Here is a 15,094-nt window from a genome sequence, read left to right on the forward strand (position 1 = left end):
AGTAAATTATCAGTTAATTTGTGTGGGATCACGCCACCTTCGATGGGATCGGTGGCAGGGGAGGCGCTTTTTCCCTTCCGGTCAGCGCATCGAGTCCGATGAGCATGACCCCCATATCTTCGGAATCGTCAAGGAGGTTCTCCTTGAATCCCGACCATGAGAACAGCACGAGCGTGGGGTTGACGACGTTCCTCAAGTGCTTGACCTTGTCCTGAAGCTCGTTCAACGTCGCCCATGTGACGGGTTTCATCCTGTGCTTGCACTCACCGAACACCTGTCTCCTCAGCCCATTATCATCGATTGCAATCGCCACGACATCGATGTCCGTGTCCTCCCCATCGATTTTCCCCCACCAGCTGCCAATCTCGTCGCACAGATAGTTCCTGGAGAAGAAGTCTGTACACAGGATCTCGAATCTCTTTCCGAGAAACGTCGCCACATCCTCCCTGAGGGCCTGGGCCAGTCTGTCCCTGTCCCTGTATCTGAGTCTGGACCCGTTCTTGCTGAGAATCTCCCTGTGGAATGCCGTGATGCTGTCCAGGATGTAGTAGTTGGGCCTGGTGCTCGCCCCCATCATTGGTTTTCTGATTCCGACGATCCCTATACGGACGAGATCGTCCAGGTACTTGTCGCAGGTGGATATGGGCAGTCCTGCCCCGTTGGCTATGTCCGTTGCCGTCGTCCTACCGTTGCTTATGGCATCCACCACTCTCTCATGTGCATCGGGATTGTTCAATTCGGAGCGGATGAGCAGGTTGGCCTCCATCGACATCCAGTCGGAGTCCATCGCCAGTTGGACGAGGATGTCGTCATAGGACATTCCGGACATCTTCCTATGGAATCTGGGGATCCCTCCGAACATCAGGTATACATCCATGAGCTCACTCTCGCTCAGGTTCGGGTGGAAACCTCTGCAATCCTCTATCGGCAGAGGGGCCAGAGTCATGATGTTGTCGAATCTCTGGAACAGCGGCCTGGAGGGATCGGCTGCCTCATTCATCATCACGGACATCACGGACCCGCAGATGATGAACATGGAGTCCGTTCTCTTGAGGACAAGGTCTAGGAAATCCTTCACTCTGCCCGACACATCCTTCGCACATTCCACCAGATACGGGAACTCATCGAAAACGATTACTGTTTTCCTGTTCTTGCAGATGTCGCCGATGGCGTCCATGGCATCTCCGAAGGTGTCGAAGTGGATCTCCTCCTCACCCAGTAGGGTCGATATGTTGGTCGCCATTATCTCCAGCTGGCTCTCCATAGTGGCTCCGGATGAGAACTGTATGTAGAGGCTGTGCTTGTCCTCGCAGAACCTCTCCAGGAGCGTGCTCTTGCCGATACGCCTACGACCAAGGACGATGCAGGTTCCACTGCCCGGTGCCGAATAGATCGATTCGAGCCTAGTGAGTTCGGATATCCTGCCGAAGAACTGGTCGTTCGCGTCCATAATTCCCAGATTTCCCCCACTGTTTATATTGTTTTTCATTTTTACAAAAATATGTAAAAATGAAATTATTACAGAAATATGTAAAAATCTACATGCACGATCCGATGCGTTCCTGATACATCCATGAACTATCGGGCATCATGCCTAATAACAGCGTTTACAATCACCCTCCCATGCAGAGGACGAGGGCCGAGAGGCTCATGGAGAACGCCGACGGCATGGATGCCGTCGTCATAGCCAACGATGGGGAGCCGTTCCTGGATTCGGCCTTCTGGTACCTGACGGAACAGACGTCGGGGACATTCGAGGGAAGCTTCGCCATCGTGGGTCCCGGGGGACAGCTCGATGTGATCGTGAGCATCCTCGAGGAGGAGGGGGCACATGACGGCAAGGGGAACATCCACGTCTATCACGACGGGAAGGAGCGCGCCCAGTTCATCAAGGACGCCCTGAAGGGGTGCAGGAAGGTCGGGTTCAACGTCAACAACGTCACATACGCGGCCGCGGAGTACGTGAAGAAGGTGGCCGAGGACATCGAGGTCGTCAACGCCACCGATGCGATCGGGAACACCGTATCGGTGAAGGATGCCAAGGAGATCGAGGCTACCCGCAAGGCGTGTGCGATCTCGTCCAAGGTCGCCGCGGAGATCCCCGACATGCTCTCGGAGGGGGTGTCCGAGAAGGAGGTCGCCTCCAGGATGGACAACAGGATGCGCGAGCTCGGAGGGACGGGAAACGCATTCGACACGATCGCGGCGTTCGGGGCGTATTCGTCGCAGCCCCATCACATGCCCTGCGACTATCGGCTGAGGAAGGGGGATGCCGCGCTGTTCGATTTCGGGACCAAGTACGACAGATACTGTTCGGACATGACGCGCACGGTGTTCCTCGGAAGGCCTCCCGAGATCCTCGAGAGGGCGTACGCGGTGGTCCTGGAGGCTCAGCAGGCGGGCATCGCGGAGTACCGCGACGGTGCCAACGCCAGCGCCGCGGACCTCGCGGCAAGGAAGGTCATCGACGAGTCCGAGTTCAAGGGCAGGTTCATCCACTCGTTCGGCCACGGGATCGGTCAGGACGTGCATCAGCACATCTCCGTCTCCCCGAGGTCCGAGCAGATACTGCGCGCCGGCAACATAGTCTCCGCGGAGCCGGGGATCTACATTCCCGGTGTGGGCGGGATCAGGATCGAGGACACCGTCCTCGTGACCGAGAGCGGGTCAGAGGTTCTCACGTCGTTCGACCACTCATTCACGGTGATCTGAGATGGAATCGGTATCCATCAAGGCCCAGGAGGCCCAGGATGTCCTCCACCTCGCGGTGGAGAGGATGCGCGATCTCGGAGCGGATTTCGCCGATGCCCGTTCGCAGACCGTTCGCGTGACAGGGGCCAGCACCATCAACGGCGACCTGAAGCAGCTGGTCCAGAAGAGCACCGGCGGCGTGTGCCTGAGGGCATGGTCAGGCGGACGCTGGGGCTACGGGACGTCCACATCCTTCGACAGGGAGGCGGTCCTCAGGGCGGCCGAGGAGGCGGCCGCGAATGCGAAGGGGGACGGGATCCCCGGGCTGGAACTGGAGCCGGCGGTCGTCAGAGGGGACCACAGGGCGAAGGTCAGGATACACCCCGATTCCGTCGATCTGACGGAGAAGATCCAGGCCGCACTGGACATCGACAGGGCCCAGGCCATCGACGACCGTATAATCAACCGCGCCGGAGCCTATTCCGAGGAGATCAAGACCAACGCCCTCGTGAACTCCGCGGGCTCCGACCTGAGCTGGGAGGAGGTCCGCACCCTGTGCAGGGCGATGTCCATCGCGGCCGACGGTCAGAGGATGGAGCAGTACTACGACGGTCCTGACAGCACGAAGGGTTTCGAGGTCGTCAGGGACGCCGACCTGGAGGGGATCGGCAGGGGCGCGGCACGCGAGGCGATCGTCACGCTCGGTGCGGACAGGGCCCCTTCCGGGAACATGACGGTCATCTCTGATCCCATGGTGTCCGGGTTGCTGGCACATGAGGCCATGGGCCATGCCTCCGAAGGCGACGAGATCACCAAGAGGCGCTCTTTCCTCACAGACGCCGTCGGACGGAAGGTCGCATCGGACCTCATCACGATGTACGATGACGGGACCGTCGCGGGAGCGCACGGCTCCATCCCGTTCGATGACGAGGGCACGCCATCGTCCAGGGTGACGATCATCGACCATGGCGAGTACAAGGGTTACATGCACAGCCTCGAGACCGCCTCCCGTCTGGGGGTCCATCCCACCGGCAACGGGAGGGCGGAGAACAGCGGCAAGAGGGTCTGGGTCAGGATGACGAACACGTTCTTCGGTCCCGGCGACTGGGACAAGGACGAGCTCATAGCCGACACCAAGGAAGGCATCCTCTGCGACAAGATGCTCAACGGCATGGAGGATCCCGTCGGGGGATGCTTCGAGGCCAAGTGTCTACGCGGATACCTCATCAGGAACGGGGAGATCGTGAAGCCCGTGCAGTCGTTCACGCTCACAGGCAAGTCGATCGACATCCTGTCGTCCGCGGACGCACTGACCAACGAGGTCCTCCTCGATGGCGGCATGTGCGGGAAGGGCATCGAGGACTGGGTCAGGGTCTCCACCGGAGGCCCGTACATGCGTGCCAGGATGATCGTGGGGGGAGGCCAGTGAGCGACCTAGACTTCCATGTCGAGAAGGCCCTGAGGGCCGTCGACGGCTACGAGCAGGCCGAGGCCTACGGTTCCGAGGCGGTGATCCATACCGTCTACATCGACGGGACCAGGATAAGCAACATCGAGACCAAGCGCGAGTCCGGGCTGATGGTCAGGATGGCCGACGGCGGGCGCCAGGGGAAGGCATCGGTCAACCTCTCCGGGGACATCTCTGTCCCGGAGTGCGTCAGGATGGCCGAGACCGTCCTGAGGTTCTCGCCCGAGGGCAAGGAGAGGCTGAGGTTCGCTGAGCCCGCATCCAGGAGGATCGACCGTCCCGACGTCTGGGACAGGAGGATCGAGGAGGTCACCCCGGATGTCCTGAGGGACATCGCCCGTAGGTTGATCGACTCGTGCGATGCCGAGATCCCCCGGGCCCAGGTGCGCATCTCGACCAACGTCTCCCGGGTGATGAACAACAACGGTGTCGACGCGGCCCACAGGAGTACGCTGGTCTACGGCCACTTCACATCCATGTTCCGCGGGGAGCAGCCAGGAGAGGGCGCGGAGACCTTCCATGGGACCCATCTCGACGTCCCCGTCGAGAGGATCGGCGGGTCCCTGGCCCGTCAGGCCCGCGATTCCGCATCCGCCAAGGGATTCGAGGGCCATGGGAAGCTCTCCATGATCCTTCCCCCCGGACAGCTGGGCGAGATGCTGATGACATCCCTCGGAGCATCGATCAACGGTCACAACGTCAAGTATGGTACATCGCTGTGGAAGGACTCCATAGGGAAGGAGGTCGCCTCTCCGGAGCTGACCATGGTCGACGATCCCACGGTCGCGGCCCCGCTCTCGTGCGAGTTCGACGACGAGGGGACGCCCACCGAGAGGCGTGCGGTCATCGAGGACGGCGTCCTTAGGACGTTCCTCAGGGATTCTTTCTGCGGTTCGAGCACCGGGAACGGCATGCGCAGGTCCAGTGTGGAGGCCATGGGTGCATTCGAGAGGACGCCCATCGTCAAGCCCCTGAACCTCACCGTGACTCCCGGGAAGTACACCAGGGAGCAGATCATAGAGCAGACCGATGACGGGATACTCGTCGAGAGGTTCGCGAATCCTGAGGCGGACGAGCTGTCCGGAAGGTTCGGACTGAACGTGCGTTGTGGATACATCGTGAAGAACGGCGAGGTCGTCGGTATCGTGAACAACTCGCTCCTAATGGGCAACATGATCGAGGCATTGAGGAACATCGAGATGATCGGGTCCGATTCCACCCAGATGGGTGTGATCAACGTTCCGACCATGTCGTTCTCGGGTACCGAACTCGTCGGGAACTGATTCAAACGGGGTCTGGGCGAGATACCAGGCTCCTCCTTTAATTTTTTGTATAATAATATACAATATTTAGAAAAAATTAAGATTATTTATTTCTTTAGAAAAATTAAAATTTGAAACACCCACTAAATCCTTGTTGAAACACCCACTAAATCCTTGTTGAAACACCCACCAAATATTTATTGCAAATATGTATGATATATCTTGGGATTTGTGATGAACGATCGGACACCATATCTACCTCGTCTCATCGATGAGACAATCATAGAGAAATTGGGTTACATGGGAGCAATATGCATCGAAGGTCCCAAATGGTGTGGAAAAACCAGAACAGCCCTCCATCACAGCCGGAGTATGTTCTCGGTCGACGATCCTTCCAATTCGTATCAGAATCGTAAGCTGGCGATGATGGATCCGGATCTTGTGTTGTCTGGTGAAATTCCACGTACCATAGACGAATGGCAAGAGGTTCCGTCATTGTGGGATGCAGTGAGATCGAATGTGGATCGTAGAAATCCTGAGAAAGGCCTGTTCATAATGACCGGTTCCGCAACTCCCAATGATGGGGACATAATCCATAGTGGAGTAGGGCGTATATCTACCATCAAGATGCGCACGATGTCTCTTTTCGAATCCAGAGATTCCACAGGAGCGATCACTATCCGTTCGATGTTCGATGGTTCGTTCAAAAATGTCATGATTGGGGATGTGAGGTTGGAACATCTGGTATTCCTGACCGCACGCGGCGGATGGCCAGGTAGTTTGGGTCTGTCTGAGGCAGAGGCTCTGAAAATAGCTCCGGATTACATAGATGGTGTGGTCAGGAACGATCTCAAGAAACTGAATGATAAAAGTAGGGATGAGATCAAGTTTCAGATGTTGTTGAGATCATTGGCAAGAAACGAGAGTACAGTGGTCTCCAAGAAGACGATACTGTCCGATATTCAGGAGTATGAGGGATACGGAATCGGCACTTCCACCTTGGATGCATATCTCAACGATCTTCAGAGATTGCATTTGACGGACAATTGCGAGCCGTTCAATCCAAGGCTCCGGGCGAAGGATCGCATCGGAAAATCAGTGAAGAGGCATTTTGTCGATCCTTCGTTGGCCATAGCGGCATTGGGGGTGACGCCTTCGATGCTCATGAACGATCTCGAAACATACGGTTTCATGTTTGAGGCGATGTGTAACAGGGATCTGAAGATATATGCCGATGCTCTCGGTGGCAGGCTCTATCATTACCGTGACAAGGAGGGTTATGAGCTCGATGCGGTACTCATCCTCAATGACGGGAGGTGGGGCGCATTCGAGATTAAGTTGGGATTCTATCAGGTGGATGATGGTGCGGACAACCTCAATAAGGTATGCGATTACATTGGGAGCAATTCGCGCGTCGGACCACCGGTGTTCAAGTGCGTGATATGCGGCATGTCGTCCGCAGCCTTCAGACGGGACGATGACGTCTATGTCGTACCGATCACCGCTCTGAGAAACTGAAATGGATGTAACGCTTCGGGTGCTGCTAGTCGACATGGACACGCTCATCGGTTCGAACGACCCCCCGAGGATCCGAAGGGTCAGAAGAAATCGTCGAGGCTCCTGACCTTCGGCTTCGCCTTAGGTGTCGCCGGAGGGTCCCTCTTCGGTCTGTCCGGGACCTCCTTCGACGAGAACATCCCCCCGTCCAGCAGGGTGGCCTGCTGGCTCCCCATCATCAGGTCCTTCTCGTCCCAGCCGAATACGTCGGTGACCATCCCGGCCATCTTGGAGAGGCGCTCGGCGTAGTATCTGTAGTCGGGCTTGGCCGTGAACTCCACGCCGCTGATGTACGGTTCCACCTTCATCGGTGCGGCCTTCGCATCCGTCACGATCCACGAGACCTTCATCCCGGGGATGAACTCGTATCCCAGTTCTATCAGCTTCCTGGCCGCCTGCACGTTGGCCATGCGGTCGGGGTTCTCGTACGCGTCCATGCCCTTGCATGTCTTGGAGATCACCAGCTCGGCAAGGTCCACCCTGCCTGCGAGGGTGTCCTGGATGGTCCTCTTGGCGAGGGCGAGCGCATCATCGTTCCTCTCGTCGAGTATGCAGTCGAACATCTCGGTCTGAAGCTTGTTCTGCAGGTCGAAGGAGTCGGTCCTCCTGCTCTCGTACCCCCTGACCAGGAGCTCCTCCTGGGGGACCGGCCATGCGATCCTCCCGACGTACCTCTTCTTCTTCCCGTGCGTGAACAGGGGCTCCAGGAGCTTCTCGAACTCCAGCGTGCCCCCGTCGCGGGAATACCTGTCGGCCATCCTCTTGCCGAACTCGGCCGATCCTTCCAGCGTGCCCTCGGGGGACTGGACGAACACGGAGTCGGTGTCAGAGTAGACGACGTTGTACCCTTCGCCCTGCAGGTCCCCTATGATGCCCTTGACGTTCGCCCTCGCGAACGACGTTATCGCGGCACCGATGCTCTTGTCCGTGAACCTGTAGAAGGACGATGCGAACACGCCGTAGAACGTGTTCATCAGGACCTTGACCGCGCCCTGGAGTCCGTCCAGATAGTGCCTCTCATGCTCGTCGGAGGTCTGTTTCATCCGTTTCTTGATGGAGTCCCTCTGGTCCATGAGGTCCTGGAGGATCTTCGGCAGGAGTCCGAGGCGGACGTCCTTCGACACGAACCGGGTCCCCGACGGGGCGACTATGCTGCCCTCGGGGGACAGCGTCGTGAAGCATATGTTCTTGGCGATGATCGTTGAGGGGTACATCGATTTGAAGTCAAGGACGCAGACCCAGTGGTACAGTCCGGGCTTGATGTCATGCACGTATCCCCCCTCGATCTGGTCGTCGTCCCTGACGCGCTTCCCCATCTGGGGGACGGCGACGCCGGCGCGGTCCGCCGCACGTATCAGCAGGGAGTCGGCCAGCTGGGACGTCCCCGAGGTGAGCACGTCCTCTATGGAGAGCTTCGACACGGCCGCGAGGTCCATACCCTTCTTCAGGGTGTCGACCTCGTTCAGGATCCTGAGTGCGAGCTCCGCATCCTTGGCACAGTACAGCAGGACCTTGTCACGGTTGTCCCTCCATTCCTGGTCCATGTGCCTGGGGTCGACATCCAGCTTCGTCTCCCCTAGCAGCTGTTTAGAGACGGCGTTCAATGTCTCCTGCTTGGGGCGGAGCTCCCTCCTGACCGCCCACCACGCGTCGCAGATGATCCTCCCCTTGACCCTCCAGAACCTCTCGCTGCGGATCTTCGGCTGCCCTCCGTCCCTTCCCCAGGGCAGGGCGTCCTTCATCTTGTTGGCGCGGGCGCGCTCGTCTATCTTGCGGATATCGTAGTTGTCTATGTTGTACCCCGTTATGACATCGGGGTCCTCGGAGCGTATGAGGTCGGAGAATGCGGTGATGATCTCCTTCTCCGTCCCGTGTATCGGCGGGCACTCGCGCATCTCGTCCCTGTCGTAGACGACGGCGCAGATGCAGTACAGGAACTCGTGCTCGACGCTGTTCTCGATGTCGAAGGACAGTATGCGCAGCCCCGGGTCGAACGGTTCCACGGTCTCGAAGGACTCCATCTCGATGACTGCGTCGGTGAGGTACCGGCTCTCCGTCACGGCGTTCCCGGTCACGCGTATGCACGACCCCATGTCGGTGTCGTAGGTGAAGCGGTGGTTGTACGGGATATCGGATGCGAGGGACTCGATCCCGGCATTGCGGAGCTTGTTCCTGAAGTCCGAGACCTTCCAGGGACTCTTGATCGTTATCCTGAGGGCGTCCACGGTCCTCCCCCTGTACAGGAGGGGGACATGGTCGAGGGACACTGTCTCGGATTCCTCCTTCAGACGGTCCTCCATGGCCTTCGGGACGTCCACGCCGTACAGGTACGGTCTGAAGCCGCGGACCAGGACCGTCACCGACCTCCCGTCCCTGGCCTTCCCGTAGATCTCCACTACGGGCTCCTCCTCTTCCGTCGTGTACGACGTGCTGATGATCCTGATGTCCGCGGTCTCCATGGGAAATCACTTGTTGGCGACGATCCTGATGACGTCCCCGTCCTGGAGCTCGTAGTCGGCCCCGACGGTCCTCTTGGTCTTGGCGTTGACCGCGCGGATGAACTTGTCGCCCAGGTCGGTGTGCACCCTGTACGCCAGGTCCTTCGCCGTGCTCCCGCGGGGCACGAGGAAAGCGTCGGGAAGCACCCTTCCGAAATGGTCGGTGTACTTCGTCTCGTCCTCGACGGGGTACACGCAGATGAGGTCCAGCATGTCGAACGCGGCATCCTCTATGCACTTCTGGACGCCGGTTCCTCCGAACTTCCTCATGTTCTCGGCCATGTAGTCCAGGGCCTTTTTCTGTCCGTCGGAGACCTTGGACCCGTCCTTTATCGTGAAGTGGTCGTCCCCGGGGGTGTACTCGATGAGTCCTCCGGCCGCTGCTTTCTTCAGCGCGAGCTCGGTCTCCGCCATGGTGGAGACGCAGTGCTTGTTGATCGCCGCCACGCGGTCGAAGTTCTCCGCAGGGGCGATGTCGGACTTGTTCATGGCGGCGATCATGGGCTTGGACCTCTCGCGGATGGCCCCGCAGAGCTTCAGGAGGGTCTCGTCGTCCCAGTGGGTGGGATCGTCAGGGAGGGGCACCTCGCGCAGGGCGTCCTTGATCTGCGCCTCGGAGACCTTTAGGCCCTGGAGCCTCTCGGCGAGGATCGCCTCGGGCTTGGAGCCCTGCATCCTGGCCTGTCTGGCGATCTTGGAGAACCCGTTCTTGATGATCTCGCGCATCCAGCACTCGATTTCGGTCCTCAGGAACGTTATGTCCTCGGTTGGGTCGTGCGTGCCCACTCCGACGGACACCCCTTCGATGTCCGTGGACCCGCTGACGTCCACGACGTTTATCAGCGCGTCCGCCTGCCTGAGGTCGTCCAGGAACTTGTTGCCCAGTCCCTTCCCCTGCCACGCGTCCGGGACGAGCCCGGCGACATCCAGGAGTTCCACGGGGACCATCCTGGTCCCGTTCACGCAAAGCGAGTTGTGGGGCGTGCACTGGACCCCGAGCTCCCTGCAGGGGCAGGGTGTGCGCACATATGCGACGCCCTTGTTGGGCTCAATGGTGGTGAAGGGATAGTTTGCGATCTCCACCGGTGCCATGGTGGCCGCTCCGAAGAAGGTCGACTTTCCGACATTCGGCTTCCCTACGATTCCTATCTGCATGTGATCCCCAGGGGCTATGCGGTCATGCCGTTAAATGGTAGCGACAGAGGACGGTGCGGTGATGGGCCATCGCAGGTGGTCCCTCACCGATGTAAGCAGCCTGTGCAGCTCGGACATCTCCGCATCCGACAGGTTCCCGAACAGTTCCCTGTTCACGTCCACGCCCATCCTCAGGAACTCACCCAGCACCGTGCGGCCCTTATGCGTCAGGCCAAGGTTCCTCACGCGTCCGTCGCTCTCGGAGACGGATATGTCGATCAGACCGTTCGTACGCATCCTGTCCGCGATGGCCCTCGCGGCCTGATGCGTCGCGCCCATGTTCTCGGACAGGTCTGATATGCTGCATCCGGGATTGTCCTCGATGAAGGTCAGCGCGTCCGCCTGCGCGGACGTTAGCCCGAGGCTGGATGCGTTGGAGTCCCTCTTCCTGGCTATCTCCTTCCCCGTGAGGCGGATGAGCTTCGCCGTGTCCAGGATGTCATTGTCCGACGGCATTCTCCCTGTCCCCTTCCGCTACCGTGTCGAGGTCCTTCCCCGGGACGAGCAACGACGTGAGTCCCGACAGGTGCCTCATATACTGCTTGGCGACCAGGCCGGTGAGGATGCAGCAGATTACCGTCCCCTCCCTGACGCCGCCCAGCGTCCCGAGGCCGACGATCCCTATGATCGCGGCGATTACGACCATCGTCGTGTCGGATGCCACGCGGACCTTACCGTAGCTTCTTTTCAATCTCATCGTCAGCGCGTATGCGAACCCATCCCCTGGCACCATGACAACGTTCGCCACGATCTGCAGGTAGACGCCGAAGGCGAGGATCGGGATCCCCGCGAAGACCATCAGGATCTGCTCCCAGTATGCGGTGGGGTTCAACCCGGAGCACAGCCACATCGCGACATCCACGAGATATCCGAAGAGGAAGGCCACCACGACCTCCAGGAGGAGGTTGATCCTCATGGTCCTGTCCATTCTCCCTCTCTGCAGGAGTCCCTGCAGCGCGATCAGGAGTATGCTGAAGAGTATGGTGAAGTTCCCCAGTGTCAGCTGGGGGAAGACCAGCGACAGGCTGTACGGTATGGATGTGATGGGGGATGTCCCCAGGGAGCCCTTGGTGATGATCCCGATGCCTATCGAGATGACCGTCACTCCCAGGGCGAAGATGCAGTATCTCCTCGCCAGATGGTCGCTCATGCGGATAAATACAACATGTTGTATTTTAATCCGAGCACATCCGATGTCCGGATGTGCTTCGATCAGCCCTTATTCAGGGAGAAGACGGCATCGGCGATCTCGCCGATCTCCGCGGGACGCAGGCTCTCGATCCTATCGTCCTTATATGGGATATCCTCGGCGGAATCCACCAGCCCTGTGTTCCTCAGGGACGTGCCTATCTTCTTCCTGCGATGGTTGAAGCATGCCTCCGTCACCTTGAAGAACGTCCTCTCGTCCAGCACATCGAACGGCGCGGGACGGGGCGTGATCTTGACGACCGCGGAATCCACCTTGGGCCTGGGGTCGAAGCGGGACGCGGGGACGGGCTCCATGATCTCGCAGTCCGCATGGTAGAACAGGTTGACGGTCAGACGGGAGTAGTCGGGGCTTCCGACGTCCGCGATCATGCGGTCCGCGAACTCCTTCTGCACCATCACGACCGCGGTGCGGAACTCGTTCTCCAGCAGTTTGAATATGATCGGGGTCGAGACGCTGTATGGGAGATTGCTCACGAAGACGTCGAATTCTGGGAAAGGGACCTTCACGGCATCTCCCTCCAGGAGCGTCAGCCTGTCGCCGTACGTGGAGCGTATGTGCTCCGCGAGCTTCACATCCAGCTCTATGCATGTGAGGGAGTCGCCCATGTTCACGAGGCGCTCCGTCAGGATGCCGAACCCGGGTCCGACCTCCAGGAGCCTGTCCTCGGAGGTTATCCCCCCGTAGCCGACGATGCGGTCCGCTACACGGTCGTCTATCAGAAAGTTCTGCCCCTTGCTCTTCTTCGGCACGACGCCGGCAGAGGCCATGAGCTCTCTTGCGCTGCTCATCTCGAGACGAAAAGATAGCGTTTCCTGTCGGGATCGGAGATCTCCAGGGAAATGCGATCGATGATGAACTTCTCCGGGGCCTTTATCCCGGTGCGCTCCGTCAGGTCCGCGAAGTCCTTGAAGTCGCCCTTCTTCCTCTCCTCGAGGATGGAGGTCATGAACTTCTTTCCGAGGCCGGGGAGCTCCTCCAGCATGTGCTTGCGGAGACTGATCCCCTCGGCCTCGTTGAAGAACCTGATGAATCTTGTCTGGTTTGCCAGGACGATGTCCTTGATGGCGTACTCGATCTCGCTCTGGGCGTTGTTGGTCAGCTCCGAGAAGCCGATGCGCCTCTTCACGTGGTCGATGACGTCCCTCTTGACCGTCGCCGTGTCCTTCCCGATGTAGACCCTGTCGCCTATTATGACCTGGGCGTTGGCCTTCGGTACGAGCTCGAAGAGCTTGAACTCCTCGTCCCCCACGGCGTATGCCACGGGCTCGCGCTTGCCGAAGTTGCCGCCGGGTATGCCCTGCGGCAGGAAATCCAGTATGTAGGCGTAGTCTTCCAATCGAATCCCTTCAGGAGTTGTTACGGACGATCTCGAGGATGGCTTCGATCTGGTCCTTCTCGAGGGTGACCCTCTCCTTGGCGAAGATCGCACGCACGTCCTCGGGGTATTCGGGCAGCAGATCGGCGATCTTGACCGCAGTGGGCTCGGTGACGAAGTCGAACTTCCCTACCTCGGCCACGATCGCGTCTGCCTGCTCCTTGGAGATCGAGCACGTCTTCTGGGCGTGGTCGAGAGCGGCCTTCTGGGACGCGAGCATGAACTCGGTTCCGCCCCTTGCCTCTGTCTCGGCCTCGAGGAGGTCTCTGACCTCTGCTTCCGTGACGTACCTCTGCTCCATTTGAATCTCACTCCACGGTCCTGACAAGGTGCTCGGGGCGGGCAACGACGATCTTGGTCTTGTTTCCGTCCTTTACGCTGACCTCGTAGGCCTCTCCCCTGGAGCATTTGACGACTCCGGTGAGTCCGTGGAATCTGGAGAAGGGCATGCCCTTGTGGACACTGGGGTCGATGATGATGTTGACCTTGTCTCCGGTCTCGAAAGTCTGGAGTCCCTTGGTGATAGGGGACATACCGCGTGCCCTGCACCTCTTCTTCAGAAGGTTGCGGGTCTTTGTCCTGGTTCCTCTGGATGCCTGCATTTGAATCCCTCATGGTTCATGATAGTCGATCGCCAATACGTCGAGGGCGGTGACGACGCACTGCACCCCCAGCCTCTCGGAGAAGTTGGGTTGCGTGCGGCCTTCATCCCCGGACACGAACTCCTTGACGTACGTTCCCGAATCCGTCTCGAGTTCGAGCTCGAATTCGTCGCCGTCGAAAGAGTCCGCCGTCACCCAGTGGACCCTCCTGTGCCTGACGAGGTCGGCACGTCTGTGCTCGACCCGGCGTGGAGTCCTCTGGTCTATATCGGCGTCCTTGAACGATAAGGCGGTGTCAACTACTGCTTCTTTATTAACTTTCCCATCCGCTCTCACGCGTACGCGATAGGTCTTGTTGGCGGCCGCACCCTTGTACCTCTCCACCGCTTCGCGCTGGACGAAGTGCAGGGAGTTGAATGCGGCCATGTCATTGTCCCCGGAGAGCCTCTCGAGCTCGTCCAGGTCTATGAATCTGCGTTTGGGCTGGCTGATCTCCAGGACGAACGGCCTCCCGTCCCCGAGCATGCGGGCGTCGATGTCCTCCCTGCCCATGCCGTGGAAGAAGTGCTCCTGGCCGCCGGTCATCTCCAGGGCGATGTCCCCGATTATCTCCTGGACGGAGGTCTCGTACATCTTCCCCTTGCCGTTGCAGTGTGGGCAGCCCTTGCCGTGGCACTCCCTGCAGGGCCAGACGGTCTGCGGGATCTCGCGGCTGAACTTGTTGTAGCGTCCGCCGATGAACACGGGGGACACGTCAAGCTTCACCTCTCCGAACCTGGTGTCCACGAGCGCCACGACCTGCGGGTTCTTGAACTCCACGGGACGGTGGATCATGGGCAGCGCGAGCTTCCCGATCTCGCGGTTGAGCTCGGACTTGATCGCCTCCGGGCTCTGCAGGTTGTACTTCTCCCAGAGGTCCTTCTCGCGCTGGACGATCTCCGGCTCGACCTTGGTCCCCACGAGGAAGTTCTCGGACTCCACCCCGTTGACCGCCTCGGCCACGTTCTCCGCGAAGCGGGGCATGAGCCCGAAGACGTCCTCGCACAGGGGGCACAGGTCCGCCGCCGGCAGGTCCTCGCCCATCTCGCCCAGGGCATCGCGGACCATGCGTCCGCGGACATCGTTGGTCATGCCGGTGCCGACCTTGCCGAACATGCGTCCGAGGCAACGGTCGCACAGCCCCTCGGACGCCAGTCCGCGGGCGCTCTCGATGTTCTCTGCGATCCACTCTTCCATG

At 59.4% G+C, this 15,094-nt stretch carries 14 protein-coding genes; 4 read left to right on the forward strand and 10 right to left on the reverse strand.

Annotated elements, in window-relative coordinates; translation table 11 throughout:
* Positions 1 to 28: 28 nt before the first annotated feature.
* Positions 29 to 1,450, reverse strand: coding sequence for an ATP-binding protein (locus V5D86_RS04945; protein WP_414595591.1), 1,422 nt, complete (start codon positions 1,448 to 1,450; stop codon positions 29 to 31).
* Between the two features lie 173 nt (positions 1,451 to 1,623).
* On the opposite strand from V5D86_RS04945, the gene V5D86_RS04950 reads away from it, so the two are divergent.
* The 4 genes from V5D86_RS04950 to V5D86_RS04965 all read left to right on the forward strand — a co-directional run bounded on the left by V5D86_RS04950 (position 1,624) and on the right by V5D86_RS04965 (position 6,939).
* On the forward strand, positions 1,624 to 2,712 hold the full coding sequence (locus V5D86_RS04950) for a M24 family metallopeptidase (RefSeq protein ID WP_414595592.1): 1,089 nt from the start codon (positions 1,624 to 1,626) through the stop codon (positions 2,710 to 2,712).
* Position 2,713: 1 nt separating this feature from the next.
* Positions 2,714 to 4,120 carry a TldD/PmbA family protein gene (locus V5D86_RS04955; RefSeq protein WP_414595593.1) on the forward strand — a complete coding sequence of 469 codons (1,407 nt, stop codon included), beginning with the start codon at positions 2,714 to 2,716 and terminating at the stop codon, positions 4,118 to 4,120.
* On the forward strand, positions 4,117 to 5,442 hold the full coding sequence (locus V5D86_RS04960; RefSeq protein ID WP_414595594.1) for a TldD/PmbA family protein: 1,326 nt from the start codon (positions 4,117 to 4,119) through the stop codon (positions 5,440 to 5,442). Before V5D86_RS04955 ends, V5D86_RS04960 begins: the two co-directional genes overlap by 4 nt.
* Before the next feature lie 213 nt (positions 5,443 to 5,655).
* Positions 5,656 to 6,939, forward strand: coding sequence for an ATP-binding protein (locus tag V5D86_RS04965; RefSeq protein ID WP_414595595.1), 1,284 nt, complete (start codon positions 5,656 to 5,658; stop codon positions 6,937 to 6,939).
* 80 nt (positions 6,940 to 7,019) lie between these two features.
* On the opposite strand, the gene V5D86_RS04970 is transcribed toward V5D86_RS04965, so the two are convergent.
* The 9 genes from V5D86_RS04970 to V5D86_RS05010 all read right to left on the reverse strand — a co-directional run bounded on the left by V5D86_RS04970 (position 7,020) and on the right by V5D86_RS05010 (position 15,093).
* Positions 7,020 to 9,437, reverse strand: a complete 2,418-nt coding sequence (locus V5D86_RS04970; protein ID WP_414595596.1) for a DNA-directed DNA polymerase — start codon at positions 9,435 to 9,437, stop codon at positions 7,020 to 7,022.
* Positions 9,438 to 9,443: 6 nt separating this feature from the next.
* Positions 9,444 to 10,631 (reverse strand): redox-regulated ATPase YchF, encoded by a 1,188-nt coding sequence (locus V5D86_RS04975; RefSeq protein ID WP_414595597.1) that lies wholly within the window; start codon positions 10,629 to 10,631, stop codon positions 9,444 to 9,446.
* 30 nt (positions 10,632 to 10,661) lie between these two features.
* On the reverse strand, positions 10,662 to 11,126 hold the full coding sequence (locus V5D86_RS04980; protein WP_414595598.1) for a MarR family winged helix-turn-helix transcriptional regulator: 465 nt from the start codon (positions 11,124 to 11,126) through the stop codon (positions 10,662 to 10,664).
* Complete coding sequence (locus V5D86_RS04985; protein WP_414595599.1) at positions 11,110 to 11,820, reverse strand: YczE/YyaS/YitT family protein; 711 nt, start codon at positions 11,818 to 11,820, stop codon at positions 11,110 to 11,112. Before V5D86_RS04985 ends, V5D86_RS04980 begins: the two co-directional genes overlap by 17 nt.
* Positions 11,821 to 11,882: 62 nt before the next feature.
* Positions 11,883 to 12,668, reverse strand: a complete 786-nt coding sequence (rsmA, locus tag V5D86_RS04990; RefSeq protein ID WP_414595600.1) for a 16S rRNA (adenine(1518)-N(6)/adenine(1519)-N(6))-dimethyltransferase RsmA — start codon at positions 12,666 to 12,668, stop codon at positions 11,883 to 11,885.
* Entirely contained in the window at positions 12,665 to 13,216 is a 552-nt protein-coding gene (locus V5D86_RS04995) for a DUF655 domain-containing protein (protein WP_414595601.1), read from the reverse strand. The genes rsmA and V5D86_RS04995 overlap by 4 nt, the downstream gene beginning before the upstream one ends.
* Positions 13,217 to 13,226: 10 nt before the next feature.
* Positions 13,227 to 13,556: an RNA polymerase Rpb4 family protein gene (locus V5D86_RS05000; protein ID WP_414595602.1), complete on the reverse strand. Its 330-nt coding sequence runs from the start codon at positions 13,554 to 13,556 to the stop codon at positions 13,227 to 13,229.
* A 7-nt stretch (positions 13,557 to 13,563) separates the two neighbouring features.
* A complete protein-coding gene (locus tag V5D86_RS05005; RefSeq protein WP_414595603.1) occupies positions 13,564 to 13,857 on the reverse strand; it encodes a 50S ribosomal protein L21e in 294 nt (97 codons plus the stop codon).
* A gap of 9 nt (positions 13,858 to 13,866) precedes the next feature.
* Positions 13,867 to 15,093: a tRNA pseudouridine(54/55) synthase Pus10 gene (locus V5D86_RS05010; protein ID WP_414595604.1), complete on the reverse strand. Its 1,227-nt coding sequence runs from the start codon at positions 15,091 to 15,093 to the stop codon at positions 13,867 to 13,869.
* Between the last annotated feature and the right edge of the window lies 1 nt (position 15,094).

This window comes from Candidatus Methanoprimaticola sp. MG2 (genome assembly GCF_047501175.1).
In the GTDB taxonomy this organism is placed as follows: domain Archaea; phylum Thermoplasmatota; class Thermoplasmata; order Methanomassiliicoccales; family Methanomethylophilaceae; genus Methanoprimaticola.